This window comes from Peribacillus sp. ACCC06369 (assembly GCF_030348945.1).
GTDB lineage: Bacteria > Bacillota > Bacilli > Bacillales > DSM-1321 > Peribacillus.
In genome coordinates, this window is the sequence record NZ_JAUCEN010000002.1 from 1,180,004 (window position 1) to 1,196,354 (window position 16,351).

The following is a 16,351-nucleotide window of genomic DNA, read 5'->3' on the forward strand; positions in this document are numbered from 1 at the left end:
GTTTCCAAAGGAAGCATCATATCTTTAATCGAATGTTCACTTTAATGAATAATTTGAGAGGAATGGGCCAAGGAGTTTTTGGTTTATATTCTTTTTTTAGATTGACAGTGAGAATCATTTTCATTAAACTGGTATTATTAGACTAAAAGGGGAGTATTTTTATGCGACCAGCTATTAACACACAGTCTTTATCGCTCGGTTATGGTGATAAATTAATAATAAATGATATGAATATAGAAATACCCGATGGGGAGATCACGGTGTTCATCGGTGCTAATGGATGTGGAAAATCAACTCTTCTAAGGTCGGTTGCCCGCTTGTTAAAACCTCAATCCGGTTCAGTTTTACTCGAAGGCAAAGCGATTTCTACCATGTCATCGAAGGATGTAGCAAGAAAGATGGCGATTCTTCCACAATCGCCGGTTGCTCCTGAAGGACTTACAGTCTATCAACTTGTTAAACAAGGAAGATATCCTTATCAAAGTTGGTTGAAACAGTGGAGTTCCGTGGATGAAGAGAAAGTTCAAAAGGCAATTGAAGCAACGAACCTGACCGAATTGAAGGATCAGGCAGTCGATGAATTATCGGGAGGCCAGAAGCAACGGGCATGGATAGCGATGACGCTGGCTCAGGATACGGACATCATTTTGTTGGATGAGCCGACTACATATCTTGATATGACCCATCAAATCGAGATTTTGGACTTATTGTTCGACTTGAATGAGTTTGAGAACAGAACGATCGTGATGGTGCTTCATGATTTGAATTTAGCTTGCCGTTATGCGGATAATCTGGTGGCACTTATAGATGGGGCGATACATGCTCAAGGTCGGCCAGAAGATATCATTACGCCTGAATTGGTGCAGCATGTATTCAGCATGGAATGTCAAATTTCTTTTGATCCAATTTTCGGCAGTCCCATGTGCATCCCGTTTGGTAAAGGCCGATACGCTCAACGTCATATGAAAGCGCTGGCTAATGCATAACCTCTCACCATCTATTGAAAAAGAGCTTCAAGGATATCGCATATCCTTTCGAGATGAAGCCAAAGTTTCCAAGACCTTCAATCATGTTGAAGACCTGATTCAGTATGCACAAGCCCGATCTGGGGCGGAAACGGCAAGAATAGCAATTTCAATGTGGTTCAGACGTTATGCTTTTTTTATCACGGCACAATTTTACATGTTCAGCAAACATCGGCTTATCTGGGAAGGCACACTTCAGGACATTGGCGTTTTGGATGATCCGGAAGATGAACATTGGCTTCCGGATTTTTTGCTGAAAAATAACAGGTGGAGCAGTGTTACGGAAATGGAAAGCTCTTCCGCCCTACATTCCATATTAAGCAGCTTTGGTGCGGATGCCATTCGCTCATTTTCTGGAACCACTAAAATATCGAAACTTGTACTTTGGGAAAATATTTGGGGCTATACAGTATGGATGTATAGTGAGTTACTGAGACAGACAGATATAAAGATGCGAGTTGAAAAGGACATTGAAAGGCTGCTTGATGATGAAGTATGGCTGAATATTGAATCGCGTTCCCCTTTTAAACGATTCATTGGGAAAAAAAGTGTTCAGGAATCCATGAATCCTTATAAACGGGTGACATGCTGTTTATATTACCGAATTGAGGGCCATGAAAAATGCGCGTATTGTCCGAACAAGAACTGTTGAGATATGTTCGATTAACCAGGCTTGTGTTCAAGCCTGGTTTTCTTGTGGAGTGATAAGTAGACGCAGCTTAGGCTTAACTTTCATTGTCCATCACTTATTAACGAAAACTAAACACACTGACGAGGTTGATATGTTATAATGTTGATATTTAATTGAACGGAGGCAGTCGCATGGGAAATGGGATCATACACTACGGAATTGGTGAAGTAGTAGATATATATATGTACATTAAAACGAGTACAAAAGCGGTTGCAAGTAATGGAAAGCCGTTTTTAACATTGATTTTGTGTGATAAAACCGGGGAGATCGAGGCAAAGCTATGGGATGTTTCCGAGGCGGATGAGACAACATACAGTGCGGAAGCTACGGTGAAAGTTCAAGGGGAAGTCCAGAATTATCGAGGACGCAGCCAATTGAAAATCCGTAATATCAGAATTACTTCAGATGCTGATGGCGTCACGAAAGCCGATTTAATTCAAACGGCCCCTTTAAGTCAGGAAGAAATGATGGAAACCATCACTCAATTCATTTTTGAAATGAGGAATCCGAATATCCAAAGGGTGACTAGGCATCTCATTAAAAAATATCAGAATGAATTCCTGACGTTTCCTGCTGCCACTAAGAACCATCATGAGTATATGTCTGGACTCGCCTATCACGTTGTATCGATGCTAGGGCTGGCTAAGGCCATTTCAACCCTATATCCTTCGCTCAATAGGGATCTTTTGTATGCAGGAGTCATTCTGCATGACCTTGGTAAGGTACATGAGCTATCTGGGCCTGTATCGACTGTTTATACAGTGGAAGGTAACTTGTTGGGGCATATCACCATCATGGTAAATGAAGTCGGTAAGGCAGCAGAGGAATTAGGCATTGAAGCAGAAGAAATCATGATTCTCAAGCACTTGATATTAAGCCACCATGGTAAAGCGGAATGGGGCAGCCCCAAACCGCCAATGGTGCGGGAAGCGGAAGTGCTGCATTATATTGATAATATGGATGCCAAGATAAATATGATGGACCGTGCCTTGGAAAAAGTGAAACCGGGTGAATTTACGGAGAGAGTCTTCGCGCTTGATAACCGTTCATTCTATAAACCAACATTTTAATCAAATATGCTTCTTTCTCGATGGAGAAAGAAGCATATTTTTTTTTGTTCATGCATATTCTCTAGTAAATGAATAGTAGATTATTAGGGAGGGAATGGACATGCCAATTTGGATCTGGTTCGTGTTTATTGGAATAATTGTCAGTGCAGTCATGTCAATTTGGACAGCTAGGCAGGAACGCCTCATAGATGATGCTTGGATTGAAAAGGAAGGTCAGAAGTACATTGAACGTATGGAGGAAGAGCGCGAGAGGCGTAAAAAGGATATAAATCAGGGAGCATAGCTGTAATGATGAAAAAAAGCGACAGGCCAAAGTTGAAGTGAACCCAAAAAGTTAGACACTTTATTTAATTAGGCAGCCCTGAGGGCATGAACCCGGTAATCTACTGGGCTCATGCCTTTTAATTTCACTTTGATTCGTCGGTGATTATAATAATGGATATAATCCTCAAGTTCTTGTTTGAAATGCTCCATGCTTTCGAACTTCTGTAAATAAAGTAATTCAGATTTTAGTAAGCCAAAGAAGTTTTCAATGACCGCATTGTCTAAACAATTTCCTTTTCGGGACATACTTTGAGTAAGACCATGTGTTTTCAGGGCTTGTGAATAAGATTTCATTTGGTAATGCCAGCCTTGATCCGAATGAAGAATGGGGGAATCTTTCGATTCCAATCGAATAAAGGCTTGGTCCAGCATCTTGGAGACTAAGGGATAAATAGGACGTGATTCGATATTGTAAGCAATGATCTCTCCATTAAATAAGTCGAGAATAGGTGATAAATACAACTTCTCACCGTATAAATGAAACTCAGTTACGTCCGTGACCCATTTTTGATTGGGCTTTGTTGCTTTAAAATTGCGATTGAGAATATTGGGAGCAACCTTTCCAATCTTGCCTTTGTATGAACGGTATTTCTTCATACGGACCAGACACTTTAGCCCCAACTCCTTCATTAATCGAAGAACCGTTTTATGGTTCATTTGAATCCCTCTATTACGTAATTCCAATGTAATGCGTCGATACCCGTATCTCCCTTTATTCGTATGAAATATCTCTTTGATAACTGGCTTTATTTCTTCGTATTTATCCTGACGCCCGAAGGTGTTTATCCAATAATAATAGGTACTCCGTGCGAGATTTGCGACGGACAGAAGTAGCTTTAAATTAAAATCTCCCCTTAGTTCATGTACTACTTTCGCTTTTTGCGTTCGGACGCTTCGCTTTCTTGAACTAAGGCTCTCAACTTTTTTAAATATGCATTCTCTGCACGTAATCGTTCATTTTCTGCCTGTAACGCCTCAAATGACCCTTCTACTGGCTTTTTCTTCGTTTCTTTTTTCATGGATGGACGCCCCTTTTTATTCGTTTCAAGAGCGTCAACCCCGTTCTCCTCCAATTGCTTTAGCCACTTATTAATAGTAGAAGGAGAAGCAATGTTATACACAGCAGCTGCATGGGTACTAGACACTCCAAAATCGTTCATATAGTTTAGTACATCCATCTTAAAGCTAATATCATAATTTGTATAGGTAGACATTAGCCCTTCTATACCATGTTCTTTATAATGCGCCACCCAATGCTTTAAAGGAGTCGAACTGGTATTAAATTGTTTGGCGACAGTTCTAAATGAGTCAGCTCCTTCTAAATAAGCAAGGACAGCTTTTAATTTCAACTCTAATGAATATTTTGTCATAAAAAATAGCACCTCCAATTGTTAGATGGTGTCTAACAATTGGGGTGCAGTTCAAGTCCTGTCGCTTTTTACTATCTAATTATTTTTCAGCTTGAGTTGCGTTACCAGAAGTAAGGGCATCTTTTAGATCTTTATCTTTAATCTTCACGTCCGCTTTTTTGACTTCCGAGTTCAAAATATCTTGAACTTTTGTTTGGTCAATCTGAGCGACTTTCAAATCATATTCAAGATCTTTTTTCATATCTTTGTATGATTCTTTTTCTTTTGTATCAAGAAGTTGGATGATATGGTAGCCATAATCTGATTTAATCGGCTTGCTGATTTCATCTTTCTTCATTTTGTAAGCTTGTTCTTCAAATGCAGGAACCATTTCACCTTGACCGAACCAGCCTAGTTCTCCGCCTTTTTCAGCTGTACCTGTGTCTGTTGAATATTCTTTTGCAAGTTTAGCGAAGTCTTCGCCTTTGTCCAATTTAGCTTTAACTTCGTCAGCAGTTTTTTGGTCTTCTACTAGAATATGTCTCGCTTTGATTTGTGGTTTATAGTCTTCATAAGCTTTTTTCACATCAGCTTCTTTTACTTTAATATCAGCAACGGCTGCTTTTTCTTGAAGCATGCCGATTTTAAGTGCACGTTTAAGATCATCTTCGCTCTTATATCCGGAAGATGCCAGGGCCGTTTCGAAATTTTCACCCATTTGTGCTTTAAGCTCGTCGGTTTTAGCTTTAACTTCCTTATCCGTCACTGTATATTTTTCAGAAAGAACTTTTTCATAAACAAGTTCTTGAAGAACGGTTTCACCATAACGATCTTTCATTACATTGTAAAATTCTTCTTTGGATATATCTCCCGCTTTAGTTTCCACGACTGCTTCCTTGTCGCTGTTGCATGCTGTAAGTCCGATCAGCCCTGCAGTAACAGCAATCGATAATGCCCACTTCTTCATAAAAACAACTCCTAGTTTTAAGTTTCTGGTTTGCTATTTTTCGTATTTCCACAAAATTAACTATAACATATTCTGGTTACTTTACAAAAAATAATATATTGGTGTATGAATAAGAATTTTTTGAAAAATGGGTGAACGCCTACCCAGATAATAAACCATTACATATGCTAAATCGAGGACATCAAAAGGAGGTAGCATAATGAGTAATGGATTTAACGGAGGTTTCGCATTGTTAGTGGTGTTATTCATTTTATTAATAATTGTAGGAGCAGCCTTCTGCTAATCGGTTGCAAAATTAATAATGGAAAGAGCCCACTCCTTTTGCCGTGGAGTTGAATAGGATAGGGTAGCCGCTCAACAAAAAAGATTGAAGTGATTATCAAGCTATGAAAGGAATGGATTCCTTTTGGCGGATATAAGAGTGTGCATGAAATTACCATTACTTAAGAATGGAAAGGAGGAAGATCAATGTCTGGAGGAATAGGTGGAGGCTTTGCTCTAATTGTCGTTCTTTTCATCCTGTTAGTCATCATTGGAGCTTCTTGGTTATAAACTCATAAACAAAAGGCGAAGCAATCAGCTTCGCCCTTTTTCTTTATGTGGATAATGCGCCGGATATCACCAATGTATGTAACAAATGATGGCCATCATTTGTTGCTCATCTCTACGTATACAATATTTCAATATAGGAGGATAATAACATAATAGTAATTAATACATTAATGGTCCTGAATACTTTAGGCTGCCGGTCTTCAGCAATTTCCTTTTGAATGCATAAAGAGTTTGTCATTCTATTAATATTATAAAGGATCAAAATAGCAAAAATAATAAACCAGAACGAGATCAAAACCTAAAATCCCTCCTTGCAAAACATCATGTATAAATACGATACCAAATTATAATGAAAAAAGATACCTAAAAATCTCATCAGGCATCTTTATGAATAGATAAGAAATCATTTTTGAATAAGTATATCGTATCCTTCGAGGTGTTCCTCGATAAAAGAATGCCTTGGGGAACCAACCAGGTTTTTAATATAAATAAAATCCGATACGCATAATCCTGTGTGCAGGGATAATAAAATAGTGAAATAATGGATGTAATGTGGAAAACTAAGGGCACAACCAATCAATATGACAGACATAATGAAGAAAGGCAACACAAGAATCAAGAGATATAGGTGCTTTCGAATCGGATAATGCACATTGACTTTGCATGTTAGGACAAGATTCCACTTCAAGGACCATGAAGTTTTTACTTTTTTACACAATAATCGTAAAGGTAAATAGTGTAATAGTTTGTGAACAGGATATAATAAGAGTAATAGGCTAAAAAATACCATTGTTTGATCGCCATACAAAACAACATGGGATGAAAAGACACTTAATAATGTATAGATCAGAACAAATGACATCAATATAGTAAAAACTGAAAAGAAGATCAGGCGGCAATTCCCATATTGTTTTGCCACGTCAATTGTTTTCCACGAATTCATTTCGAAATCAGCCCTCCAAAGACCGTTGAATATACTTACATACATTACGATGAATGTGTGGAAAAAGCAATGGAATTCTTGGATTAGTTTTAAGATAAAAATCACTTTAGTGTGGAAGAATGCTAAAGGAGTTTAAGGACGGGTTTTGAACAAAGGATCAGCCGGGTCTTAAGCATGAAAATCAAATTGGTTATAAGCCTTATATGTTAAATTTGAATGATTGATTGGGGATAAATGATGTATGAAAAATATAAATGAAGAAATAGAAATACTCCGTTTTCATCAACGGCTTTTATTAAACTTGATACGCAATCCGGAGGCCAAGTTGGACTTTCTATTTGTGGAAAAAAATTTTACGAAGAAGGAAGCGGAAGAATTATTGGAAACATGTGATATCTTGAGCAAACGCTATGAAATAGAAAAAGCGGAAGGTTACATGAACTTTCGACCGCTTTTTAATCAATTTGAAAGAAAGATTAATCCCAAAATAACCATAAAGGATTGCATTGATGCATGCCTCTCACAAGGTTTATATGTATCTTTCATGAAGGAAATGGATAGAGTGTGAAATTAAACTGGCTCAGTTTCTTTCTCTATCTTTTTTTTGGTGATTTTACCCTCCACGTCAGTAAACTCCTGATCAATGTTGTCGAAGGATCGTTCAAAGATCTGCATGAAATCTTCACCGTATATATTACGGATGACAGCCATCATTTCAATCATATCCGGAAACTTCCCATAAAGCTCACGTAGTGGAAGTGCACCTGAGAAAGCGGAGTTCTTACTTGGGTCGTATGTCTCCATTAAATCAAGTAAAAGCTTTTCACCTTCAGGGGTGATTTTTATATACGTATTCCTTTTGTCATTTTCTTTCTTTGAAAATGTTAAAAACCCGCGTTCCTCTAATTTTTTTGAAAAGTTAAATGCCGTAGAAACATGCATGACCCCAAATTTTGCTACATCTGAAATGGAAGAGCCATTAAGATGGTAGGCAATCCAAAGAATATGGTGCTCATTGATATTTAAATCATAGGGCTTAATCCATTGCTGCCAATCTTTTTCAATCGATTTCCATAATGCTTTGCTTAATTGTGCAATTCGTTGACTAAAAATCATTGCTTCTTTCATAGAATAATTTTTATTCTGCATATTATGGGCTCACCTACTTATAAGATTCTATATATTTATTATGACAATAAAATAAAAATTAATAAAGATAATATTTGCGAAATTTTTAGAAAATTTTAGTTTTTTTAAGGAATTCTCCATTTTCCTCCAATAAACCATGTAATTTATTGGGAAAAATGGAGAATCAAGCTTTTGTGATGATGTCAGCTATTAATTTTTCGAAGCAGGAATGACCGTTTCCAATTCTTTTAATGAATTTTCAATTTCTTGAACGTTCTTCAATAATTCATTCTTATTGGGTTCGATTTCCTGCTTCCAGTTCTCGATGACGACCTGGACATCCGATATGAAGGTTTTTACCGTTTCTTTGCTGATTTCTGTAGCTTCCATCGTGTCATCTTTAATATTTAGCAATTTTACCTTTAATTCATCAATTATATTCTTAATTTCGTCCGTATTCGTTTTGATGCGAGTCCGTAAGTCTTTACCTGAACTTGGTGTAGAAAGTAAGGTTGCTGCACCTGCTACGACTGTCCCGGTTAAAAAGCCAATTAGTAATGATTTTGCTTTCATTAGGATCACCTCATTTTATAATATTGTTTTCGCTTTACATGGTCAGAATCCCTGCTGTAAAAATCAATTGGAAATTATGATAAATAGGGATAGAAATACTATTGATATCAAAATACCATAATTTTCATTCTTATGGAAGCATATCGACCATTTTATCTTTATATCACAAAAATATTTTTTTAAACTTATATAGTAAATATATAATATTTAAAAATAACTTGAAGCTTTATTCAAAATGCTTCATATAAAGGAAAGAGCGGCATATAGATAGTAAAAACAAGCTGTCGGAACATGGATGGCACTGGTGGGTTAATAATGAAAATCATTTTTTTATTAGGCCTTATATGCCTGTGCGGAATGGGGTATTTTCTAAGGAAGGCGAAAACTCCGGGCATCTATCCGCCAAAGAGGGTGCTCCAGGCTAGAGCCTTCGCTATGGGTCTTCCCGGGGTTTTACTGCTTTTCATTTGGTTTATGTTGATATTGATTCATTGACCCTTGGAGGATGAGTCTGACTAGAATCCCAGATTCATAAGATTGGAAAAAAAAAGCACCGGACACTCCGGTGCTTTTTTAAGTATGATGATCCAGCTGCTTAAGCATTAATGGGTATATTAGATTTTCTTACGATGCCGTTCACAATTGGATAAATAATGACCATCGCAACTGTATTTAGCAGTACGGCAGGAAGTACAACAGCGCCGAAAAGTGCAACGAAAGGACCTGGAAGGGAAACGATATAATAAGCCGAACCAAGGAAGACAGCGCCGGAAATGATTGTTCCTACGGCAGTCAAAATACTAACGGTGACAACGGATGTTGAAAACTTCTTAAGACTGATGAATAAAAGGTAAAAAAGAAAGGCTGTTGCCAATTTGTCTATGATATTTGGAATCTGTCCTCCAGGAAATGTAGTTGTCATGGCAGAGATGGCTCCAGCAGCCAAGGCAACAATGAATACATTTTTCTTCGCGGGAAACAGTGCAATCGCCAAAAACATCATCAACAGCATCATATCCGGTTTCATTCCAAGGAAGAATCCAGGAACGATAAAATGCAGGGCAGCCCCAATCCCGATTAATAGGGACAGTGACACAAGGGTTTTCGTTTTCATTTACTCATCTCTCCTATTCTCATCTCAACTAACATCTTTTCTTCAACAATGCACTATTGCCTGTTGCAAGAAGTTTAAAATAGTATATCATAAGACCTATTTTTTTAGAAGTTATATTTGATCGAATTAAAGGATTTGAGCTTCCTGCGCTTTATACGATTCCTGGAATTTCTTCATGAAATCGGCAAGGTCCTGACAATGGGATAGAGGGACAGCATTATAGATGGATGCTCTGCAGCCGCCGATGGAACGGTGACCGTTCAGTCCTACGAATCCGGCTTGCTTCACTTCTTTAAGGAATTGAACTTCAGCTTCTTCAGACGGAAGCGTAAAAGTTACATTCATTAATGAACGGCTGTCCGGTAAGGCATGGCCTTTATAAAAACCATCGCTGCCGTCGATCGCATCGTAAATGACTTTTGCCTTTTCTTCATTGATTTCAGCAATTTTTTCCACGCCGCCCTGTTCTTTTGCCCAATCCAACACAAGGGACAATAAGTAAATGGCCAATGTCGGAGGGGTGTTATATAAAGAATTATTTTTTGAATGGATAGAATAGTTCATCATGGATGGGATTGTTTCATTATCCGTTATTAAATCTTTACGGATGATAACGACTGTGATTCCCGATGGTCCTAAATTCTTTTGTGCACCTGCATATATGATGCCGAATTTACTGATATCAATTTTTTTGCTGAGAATATCACTTGACATATCAGCTACTAAAGGAACGTTGCCTGTTTCCGGAAAATCCTTCCATTGCGTTCCGTAAATCGTATTATTGCTTGTGATATGAAGATATGCAGCATCATCATTCAATTCGATGTCTTCGACTTTAGGGATGAACGTATATTTTTCATCTTTGGATGAAGCTACAACTGCCGTTTTACCTACCTTCTTGGCTTCTTTTAATGCTTTTTCCGACCAAGAACCAGTGAGTACATAATCTGCCCTTTTTCCATCATTCATAATGTTCATTGGAATCATGGAAAATTGCAGGCTTGCTCCTCCTTGCAGCAGAAGAACTTCATAATTTTCAGGAATTTCCATAAGGTCCTTTAATGATTGAATGGCATTGTTATGAATTTTTTCAAATTCCGAACTTCTATGGCTTAATTCCATGACGGACATGCCGGAATCCTCAATATTCAGCCATTCGTTTTGGGCTCTTTGTAAAACTTCTAAGGGAAGGGCGGCTGGCCCAGCGTTAAAATTGCGTGCACGTTTCAATTTTTTTCCTCCTATACGACTATGTGATAAAGTATTTGAGACTATTCATATATCCTACCAGAAAACTAAATTCAATAGGGGGAAAATTAAGAATTTTAAGTGACAATTCATTTTAATGATGGCCAAAATAAAAGGTCCTGCACATTGAGTGAGGACCAACTAGATCATTGTATTTCGTACAACCAGCGCTTGGAAAACGTTCAGTTGCTGAAATATAAAGTATATGAAAGGAAGGGGCTAAAAACCTTACTATCCCCGTCTCATTTTAAATGCTGGGCAATGGAGTCAGCGATTTGTTTCAGGTCATCAGGTGTATAGTCGCTGGTATTCGTTTTCCAAACAGCCCCAAAGCCGTCACCTTCTCCATGTCGCGGAATTAAATGCATGTGAAAATGGAAAACGGACTGTCCTGCGGCTTCACCATTATTATTTAAAAGATTCAGGCCTACAGGTTGGAATTCCTGTTTCATGGCGCGGGCAATTTCCGGCACCACTTCAAAAAGATTCTTGGCTATTTCAGGTGTTAACTCATAAAGATTTTCCTTATGTACTTTAGGAATTACCAGGGTATGGCCTTTTGTTACTTGACTGATATCGAGAAAGGCCAGTACATGTTCATTTTCGAAAACTTTGGTACTTGGAATTTCCCCATCGATTATCTTGCAAAAAATGCAATCACTCATTTAAAACGCTCCTTTTAGAAGTTAATGTATTTGGTTAATCGTACCATAGCATGAATCCTTGGGAAAAGGAAAAATCATAAAAACAGGATGCAACATTAAGTTGCACCCTGCCTGTTCGAAAAAGGGGGTTTTGCTTCAAAAATTCGCATTAGCATATAAATTCTCTGCGACAAACACCTCATCTACATTGGAGTAAAATATGGTTATTATCTGTTTAGAGATTTTCCATTCAAAGCAACCATCTCCTATATCTTTAAAGTTTCATCAACTTTCAAAGCATAATTGATAATTATTGAATGATTTTTCTGCTTTTACGTGCAAGAGAACCATCTCCTTGCTCGAAACGATTTTTTAAATGAAGCTTCTGGTTTTTAATTCAGTTATACGTCTTTAACTGACACCTCATTTACAATATGATGCGAATCATTTGTAATAAAACTTTTGGGCATTTCAGTGTAATACGTCTTTAACTGACACCTCATTTACAATATGATGTGAATCACACGTAATGACTAACCCCTTCTTCCTTATTTATGATGGCCACCAAGTGGGGAAATTATAATTAGTTATTTATGGAAATTTCAATCCAGGAACACTCGACTATATAAAAGCAGGAGAATTTGCTAAAATGGAAATAAGAACCTCTATATAGAAAGGATCGTTTATATGTCCTTATTGGAAATCAAGCAATTAGTGGGCGGATACACGAAAACGCCCGTTTTAAAAGGAATAAGTTTCGACATTCAACCAAATGAGTTAGTAGGGTTAATCGGGCTTAACGGGGCTGGGAAAAGTACGACGATTAAACATATCATCGGACTCATGGAGCCAAAAGGCGGAAGTGTCTCGATTCATGGTAAAACACTGGCCCAAGACCCGGATACATATCGTAAACAATTCACTTATGTTCCAGAAACACCAATCTTATATGATGAGCTGACACTTGAGGAGCATTTAAGGCTGACGGCCATGGCTCATGGTTTGGCGGAAGCGACCTATAAAGAAAGGATGGACGCTCTGTTAAAGGAATTCCATATGGAGAAAAGACTCAAATGGTTTCCGGCCCATTTTTCAAAAGGAATGAAGCAAAAGGTCATGATAATGTGCGCCTTTTTAGTACAGCCGTCTTTATATATCGTCGACGAACCCTTTGTGGGTCTTGATCCATTAGGCATTCAATCCTTGCTTGATTTGATGAGGAAAATGAAAGAGAGTGGAGCGGGAATTTTAATGTCCACCCACATACTGGCAACAGCCGAGCGGTATTGTGATTCCTTCATCATCCTGCATAATGGAGAGATTCGCGCAAAAGGCAATCTTGAGCAGCTTCGTGAACAATTTTCTATGCCGGGGGCAACTCTTGACGATTTATATATTCAATTGACGAAAGAAGAAATTGGACATGAATAGTCAAAATCTCTGGAAGGAAAGATATTTAGGCTATATAAATGAAACGCAAAAATATCTTCGCTATATTTTTAACGGCCATCTGGTTTTTGTCATGGTATTGGCCATTGGTGGTTTAGCTTATTATTACAGTGATTGGGTGAAGACTTTAGACCGTGATTTCCCGGCTGAATTGATCATGGCTTTTGTTTTATCGCTCCTGGTAACCAGAAGCCCGATAAATACTTTTTTGAAAGAACCTGATACGGTATTCTTGCTTCCGCTTGAAACGAAGTTGAAAAGCTATTTCAAGAATTCATTGGTATTAAGTTGGGTCATGCAGGGCTTTATCCTGTTGGTTGTCCTAATTGCATTTATACCGATGTATACAAAGGTTACGGGTGCAGGCGGTAAAGACTTTGGGATCATCCTGGTTGTTTTGCTTATTTTAAAGTTTTTGAATTTAACCATGCGCTGGCAGGTATTGAAATATCAGGATGCATCAGTGAGCCATTGGGACTCTCTCATCCGCTTTTTACTTAATGGAGTGATGCTCTATTTCATCTGTTCAAGGGCAAATATCCTGTTTGCACTTATAACCATTTTATTATTGTTAGGGCTTTACATGTATTATCGAAGCGCAACTAAAGGTTTTGTGTTGAAGTGGGAACGACTGGTTGAACTGGAAAACAAACGGATGAATTCTTTTTATCGGATAGCGAACATGTTTACTGATGTTCCCCATTTGAAAGGGAAGGTAGCAAGAAGGAAATGGATGGACTGGCTTTTATCCTTCATTCCGTATGGTGAAAAATCAACTTATACCTATCTATACGCCCGTACTTTGCTGCGATCCAATGATTATGTGGGCCTTTGTTTTCGTTTAACTATCATTGGTTCCGTGATTTTAAGTGTATTCACTAATATATGGGCACATTTGATTGTGACTTTCATGTTCCTATTCATGACAGCCCTTCAACTGCTGCCTGTTTGGAAAGCTCATGAATGGAAAGTGTGGGTCTCACTGTATCCATTGCCAGCAAAAATGAGAGAATCTGCAGTCATAAAGCTAATTTCCTATTTCCTATTATTTGAGGACCTGGTCTTTTGCGTGGTCCTGCTAGTGAAAGGGGAATGGATGTCCGCTTTAGCGGCTCTGGCAATGGGTCTTGTTTTCTTATTCGGTTTTAAAAATTATGCAACAAAGAAAATTAAAAACTTTTAATCTGGAGCTGATTTTTCAAAAAATCAGCTTTTTCTTTTAAGAAATGAAAATTGAAAATAAAAGCCTTTAAAGGGGTATATACATATTTAACGGAGGTGTTAAAAGATGGATGAATATGAGCAAAAGGCATTATTGGAACTAGTAACATGGAAAAAGAAAGTAGCTAAGAAATCGGGCAGGTTTGAGCGGATGTCCAAAAAGGCGCAAAACAAAATGAACAGTTATATTCCAGCCCGAGTGCATAAAATGATTACTGATAGTATTAAAGGGATGATAGAGGCAGTATTATCCGGTTCGAAATATATGTCTAAAGAAAAAAATGTAGTGCTTCTATCCTTGCAGCAAAAAGAAGAATGGGTTGCGGAAACTGTAACGGCATATCGGAAAACCGCCGTTATAGAAGGTGTGGGAACCGGAGCGGCAGGGCTTTTAATCGGATTGGCTGATTTTCCTTTACTGCTAAGCATCAAGATGAAGTTATTATTCGAAATATCCCGTTTATACGGTTTTGATCCAAATAATTATGAGGAACGCCTGTTCATTCTCCATATCTTCCAGATGGCGTTTTCAAGCGAGGAAAAAAAGCTGGAAACATTAAGGGTAATAGAAAAATGGGATTCGGGGAATTTACCGGAAATAGACTGGCAAGAATTTCAGCAGGAATATCGTGATCACATCGATGTCATCAAAATGTTCCAACTCGTCCCGGGATTTGGGGCGGCTGTCGGTGCATATGCAAACCATCATTTGCTGGAACAGCTTGGGGAGACTGCTGTCAATTGTTACCGAATCCGACTGCTCAAAGAGTAAGGGACGGCAAAAACCCGTCCCTTTACCATTACCGCAATAAAGATTCATTCACCTTTGGAGATGGTTGTTCCTTATTATGATAGGTTACAGCTGCCGTGCCCAAAATTTTGGCTGCAATGAGCATCGCTTTTTCATCGATGTCAAACAAAGGATGATGATGCGGATATGTATGTTCATTTTTTGGCCTGGCCCCTGTAAAGAAGAATGTACCTTTCACATTTTGTAAATAATAAGAAAAATCTTCACCTGTCATATCCGGGTCAATTTCCTCTGTAACCAGAACTTCCTCGATGGACTCAGTGCTTTCGATGAGGAATGTAGTTTCCTCATCGTGTGGGATAACAGCTGGATAACCTTGAATGTATTGATATTCATAGGTGCAGTCTGCAGCTAGGCAGGTTCCTTTAACAATACGCTCTATTTCCTCGCTTATAAATGAACGGACATCTTCCTTGAAAGTACGGACGGTCCCGATTATTCTAGCCTTATCTGCAATGACGTTAAATGCATTATCGGCTACAAAGGAACCGACGGTAATAACTGCAGAATCTATTGGGTTAAGGCGGCGGCTTACGATTTGCTGTAGTGCCATGACTAGCTGGGAGCCGACTACGATTGCATCGCGGGTTTTATGCGGCTGGGCTCCATGTCCACCCTGGCCTTGAATGATGATCTCAAATCGGTCAGCTGCAGCCATAAGAGGTCCATAAGCGTATTGGACCGTTCCGGTAGGGGCCGTAGCCCATAAATGGGTGCCGAAAATTACATCCACCCCATCAAGGCAGCCGGCCTCGATCATCGGTTTGGCGCCACCTGGAGCATATTCTTCAGCATGCTGGTGGATAAATATATATTGACCTTCGAGCTCATCCTTCAGTTCATTAAGGTTTTTTGCAAGGACGAGGAGAGTCGCTGTATGGCCATCGTGTCCACACGCATGCATTACTCCGGGTACGGAGGATTTATAGGAAACTTCTTTTTCATCTTGAATGGGCAAGGCGTCGAAATCAGCGCGCAATGCTACAGTTTTACCAGGCTTACTGCCTGTAATCTTGGCAATAACACCATTACCGCCTACATTTGTCTGATGTTCGATTCCGAGTTTTTCATAATATTCAGCGATGAAGGCCGCCGTTTGGGTTTCTTGAAAAGAAAGTTCAGGATGTTGATGAAGGTAACGCCTGATGGAAACCATTTCTTCATATGAACCATCTAGAAGTTTGTGTAATCGATGTATCATCTTGCACCTCCCAATGATTGGTTTAATTGTAAATAGTATAT

21 protein-coding genes are annotated in these 16,351 nt (G+C 38.6%); 11 read left to right on the forward strand and 10 right to left on the reverse strand.

What is annotated here, in order from left to right:
* Nucleotides 1-161: 161 nt before the first annotated feature.
* The 4 genes from QUF78_RS06590 (at nucleotide 162) to QUF78_RS06605 (ending at nucleotide 3,069) form a co-directional block, all read left to right on the forward strand.
* The gene (locus QUF78_RS06590; RefSeq protein ID WP_289324052.1) at nucleotides 162-986 is read left to right on the forward strand and encodes an ABC transporter ATP-binding protein; all 825 of its coding nucleotides are present in this window, start codon (nucleotides 162-164) and stop codon (nucleotides 984-986) included.
* Entirely contained in the window at nucleotides 979-1,677 is a 699-nt protein-coding gene (locus tag QUF78_RS06595; protein ID WP_289324053.1) for a (2Fe-2S)-binding protein, read from the forward strand. The genes QUF78_RS06590 and QUF78_RS06595 overlap by 8 nt, the downstream gene beginning before the upstream one ends.
* Nucleotides 1,678-1,847: 170 nt before the next feature.
* A complete protein-coding gene (gene yhaM / locus QUF78_RS06600; protein ID WP_289324054.1) occupies nucleotides 1,848-2,786 on the forward strand; it encodes a 3'-5' exoribonuclease YhaM in 939 nt (312 codons plus the stop codon).
* Between the two features lie 100 nt (nucleotides 2,787-2,886).
* Entirely contained in the window at nucleotides 2,887-3,069 is a 183-nt protein-coding gene (locus QUF78_RS06605; protein ID WP_053344914.1) for a sporulation YhaL family protein, read from the forward strand.
* A 68-nt stretch (nucleotides 3,070-3,137) separates the two neighbouring features.
* On the opposite strand, the gene QUF78_RS06610 is transcribed toward QUF78_RS06605, so the two are convergent.
* Nucleotides 3,138-4,480 (reverse strand): IS3 family transposase gene (locus tag QUF78_RS06610; RefSeq protein ID WP_289324055.1). Its coding sequence is split into 2 segments (ribosomal slippage): nucleotides 3,138-4,039 and nucleotides 4,039-4,480, totalling 1,344 coding nucleotides; the frame shifts between segments, so codons are not numbered across the junction.
* Nucleotides 4,481-4,559: 79 nt separating this feature from the next.
* Complete coding sequence (locus QUF78_RS06615) at nucleotides 4,560-5,426, reverse strand: peptidylprolyl isomerase (protein ID WP_289324056.1); 867 nt, start codon at nucleotides 5,424-5,426, stop codon at nucleotides 4,560-4,562.
* 199 nt (nucleotides 5,427-5,625) lie between these two features.
* On the opposite strand from QUF78_RS06615, the gene QUF78_RS06620 reads away from it, so the two are divergent.
* Both QUF78_RS06620 and QUF78_RS06625 read left to right on the forward strand, forming a co-directional pair.
* A complete protein-coding gene (locus QUF78_RS06620) occupies nucleotides 5,626-5,709 on the forward strand; it encodes a YjcZ family sporulation protein (RefSeq protein WP_285767821.1) in 84 nt (27 codons plus the stop codon).
* A 185-nt stretch (nucleotides 5,710-5,894) separates the two neighbouring features.
* Complete coding sequence (locus QUF78_RS06625; protein ID WP_034314699.1) at nucleotides 5,895-5,978, forward strand: YjcZ family sporulation protein; 84 nt, start codon at nucleotides 5,895-5,897, stop codon at nucleotides 5,976-5,978.
* A 112-nt stretch (nucleotides 5,979-6,090) separates the two neighbouring features.
* Here QUF78_RS06625 and QUF78_RS06630 read toward each other — a convergent pair whose 3' ends face one another.
* Both QUF78_RS06630 and QUF78_RS27765 read right to left on the reverse strand, forming a co-directional pair.
* Nucleotides 6,091-6,273, reverse strand: coding sequence for a hypothetical protein (locus tag QUF78_RS06630; protein WP_034314696.1), 183 nt, complete (start codon nucleotides 6,271-6,273; stop codon nucleotides 6,091-6,093).
* Nucleotides 6,274-6,381: 108 nt separating this feature from the next.
* On the reverse strand, nucleotides 6,382-6,966 hold the full coding sequence (locus QUF78_RS27765; RefSeq protein ID WP_353957895.1) for a DUF3267 domain-containing protein: 585 nt from the start codon (nucleotides 6,964-6,966) through the stop codon (nucleotides 6,382-6,384).
* A 196-nt stretch (nucleotides 6,967-7,162) separates the two neighbouring features.
* Between QUF78_RS27765 and QUF78_RS06635 the strand changes: the two genes are divergently transcribed.
* On the forward strand, nucleotides 7,163-7,489 hold the full coding sequence (locus QUF78_RS06635; protein WP_289317544.1) for a DUF1878 family protein: 327 nt from the start codon (nucleotides 7,163-7,165) through the stop codon (nucleotides 7,487-7,489).
* A gap of 2 nt (nucleotides 7,490-7,491) precedes the next feature.
* On the opposite strand, the gene QUF78_RS06640 is transcribed toward QUF78_RS06635, so the two are convergent.
* Nucleotides 7,492-8,070, reverse strand: coding sequence for an HTH-type transcriptional regulator Hpr (locus QUF78_RS06640; RefSeq protein WP_289317543.1), 579 nt, complete (start codon nucleotides 8,068-8,070; stop codon nucleotides 7,492-7,494).
* A 189-nt stretch (nucleotides 8,071-8,259) separates the two neighbouring features.
* Entirely contained in the window at nucleotides 8,260-8,622 is a 363-nt protein-coding gene (locus QUF78_RS06645; protein WP_289324057.1) for a YtxH domain-containing protein, read from the reverse strand.
* Between the two features lie 315 nt (nucleotides 8,623-8,937).
* Here QUF78_RS06645 and yhzF point away from each other — a divergent pair, with 315 nt between their 5' ends.
* Nucleotides 8,938-9,117 carry a membrane protein YhzF gene (gene yhzF / locus QUF78_RS27965; protein ID WP_483313834.1) on the forward strand — a complete coding sequence of 60 codons (180 nt, stop codon included), beginning with the start codon at nucleotides 8,938-8,940 and terminating at the stop codon, nucleotides 9,115-9,117.
* Nucleotides 9,118-9,217: 100 nt separating this feature from the next.
* Here the strand turns inward: yhzF and QUF78_RS06650 are convergent, their stop codons facing one another.
* The 3 genes from QUF78_RS06650 to QUF78_RS06660 all read right to left on the reverse strand — a co-directional run bounded on the left by QUF78_RS06650 (nucleotide 9,218) and on the right by QUF78_RS06660 (nucleotide 11,649).
* Entirely contained in the window at nucleotides 9,218-9,736 is a 519-nt protein-coding gene (locus tag QUF78_RS06650; RefSeq protein WP_289317541.1) for a tryptophan transporter, read from the reverse strand.
* Nucleotides 9,737-9,862: 126 nt separating this feature from the next.
* Nucleotides 9,863-10,966 carry a 3-phosphoserine/phosphohydroxythreonine transaminase gene (gene serC, locus QUF78_RS06655; protein ID WP_289324058.1) on the reverse strand — a complete coding sequence of 368 codons (1,104 nt, stop codon included), beginning with the start codon at nucleotides 10,964-10,966 and terminating at the stop codon, nucleotides 9,863-9,865.
* 260 nt (nucleotides 10,967-11,226) lie between these two features.
* A complete protein-coding gene (locus QUF78_RS06660; RefSeq protein ID WP_063232254.1) occupies nucleotides 11,227-11,649 on the reverse strand; it encodes an HIT family protein in 423 nt (140 codons plus the stop codon).
* A 666-nt stretch (nucleotides 11,650-12,315) separates the two neighbouring features.
* Between QUF78_RS06660 and QUF78_RS06665 the strand changes: the two genes are divergently transcribed.
* From QUF78_RS06665 to QUF78_RS06675, 3 genes are all read left to right on the forward strand, one after another.
* Nucleotides 12,316-13,059, forward strand: a complete 744-nt coding sequence (locus QUF78_RS06665) for an ABC transporter ATP-binding protein (protein WP_289317538.1) — start codon at nucleotides 12,316-12,318, stop codon at nucleotides 13,057-13,059.
* Entirely contained in the window at nucleotides 13,052-14,260 is a 1,209-nt protein-coding gene (locus QUF78_RS06670) for an ABC transporter permease (protein WP_289324059.1), read from the forward strand. The genes QUF78_RS06665 and QUF78_RS06670 overlap by 8 nt, the downstream gene beginning before the upstream one ends.
* A 105-nt stretch (nucleotides 14,261-14,365) precedes the next feature.
* A complete protein-coding gene (locus tag QUF78_RS06675) occupies nucleotides 14,366-15,070 on the forward strand; it encodes an EcsC family protein (RefSeq protein ID WP_289324060.1) in 705 nt (234 codons plus the stop codon).
* 28 nt (nucleotides 15,071-15,098) lie between these two features.
* On the opposite strand, the gene QUF78_RS06680 is transcribed toward QUF78_RS06675, so the two are convergent.
* Complete coding sequence (locus QUF78_RS06680) at nucleotides 15,099-16,310, reverse strand: M20 family metallopeptidase (RefSeq protein ID WP_289324061.1); 1,212 nt, start codon at nucleotides 16,308-16,310, stop codon at nucleotides 15,099-15,101.
* Nucleotides 16,311-16,351 lie beyond the last annotated feature (41 nt).

Excerpts from the sequence above, each read along its gene's own strand:
- QUF78_RS06590 (WP_289324052.1), top strand. The coding sequence starts at position 162 with ATGCGACCAGCTATTAACACACAGTCTTTATCGCTCGGTTATGGTGAT.
- QUF78_RS06595 (WP_289324053.1), top strand. The coding sequence starts at position 979 with ATGCATAACCTCTCACCATCTATTGAAAAAGAGCTTCAAGGATATCGC.
- yhaM (WP_289324054.1), top strand. The coding sequence starts at position 1,848 with ATGGGAAATGGGATCATACACTACGGAATTGGTGAAGTAGTAGATATA.
- QUF78_RS06605 (WP_053344914.1), top strand. The coding sequence starts at position 2,887 with ATGCCAATTTGGATCTGGTTCGTGTTTATTGGAATAATTGTCAGTGCA.
- QUF78_RS06615 (WP_289324056.1), bottom strand. The coding sequence starts at position 5,426 with ATGAAGAAGTGGGCATTATCGATTGCTGTTACTGCAGGGCTGATCGGA.
- QUF78_RS06620 (WP_285767821.1), top strand. The coding sequence starts at position 5,626 with ATGAGTAATGGATTTAACGGAGGTTTCGCATTGTTAGTGGTGTTATTC.
- QUF78_RS06625 (WP_034314699.1), top strand. The coding sequence starts at position 5,895 with ATGTCTGGAGGAATAGGTGGAGGCTTTGCTCTAATTGTCGTTCTTTTC.
- QUF78_RS27765 (WP_353957895.1), bottom strand. The coding sequence starts at position 6,966 with ATGTATGTAAGTATATTCAACGGTCTTTGGAGGGCTGATTTCGAAATG.
- QUF78_RS06635 (WP_289317544.1), top strand. The coding sequence starts at position 7,163 with ATGAAAAATATAAATGAAGAAATAGAAATACTCCGTTTTCATCAACGG.
- QUF78_RS06640 (WP_289317543.1), bottom strand. The coding sequence starts at position 8,070 with ATGCAGAATAAAAATTATTCTATGAAAGAAGCAATGATTTTTAGTCAA.
- QUF78_RS06645 (WP_289324057.1), bottom strand. The coding sequence starts at position 8,622 with ATGAAAGCAAAATCATTACTAATTGGCTTTTTAACCGGGACAGTCGTA.
- yhzF (WP_483313834.1), top strand. The coding sequence starts at position 8,938 with ATGAAAATCATTTTTTTATTAGGCCTTATATGCCTGTGCGGAATGGGG.
- QUF78_RS06650 (WP_289317541.1), bottom strand. The coding sequence starts at position 9,736 with ATGAAAACGAAAACCCTTGTGTCACTGTCCCTATTAATCGGGATTGGG.
- QUF78_RS06660 (WP_063232254.1), bottom strand. The coding sequence starts at position 11,649 with ATGAGTGATTGCATTTTTTGCAAGATAATCGATGGGGAAATTCCAAGT.
- QUF78_RS06665 (WP_289317538.1), top strand. The coding sequence starts at position 12,316 with ATGTCCTTATTGGAAATCAAGCAATTAGTGGGCGGATACACGAAAACG.
- QUF78_RS06670 (WP_289324059.1), top strand. The coding sequence starts at position 13,052 with ATGAATAGTCAAAATCTCTGGAAGGAAAGATATTTAGGCTATATAAAT.
- QUF78_RS06675 (WP_289324060.1), top strand. The coding sequence starts at position 14,366 with ATGGATGAATATGAGCAAAAGGCATTATTGGAACTAGTAACATGGAAA.
- QUF78_RS06680 (WP_289324061.1), bottom strand. The coding sequence starts at position 16,310 with ATGATACATCGATTACACAAACTTCTAGATGGTTCATATGAAGAAATG.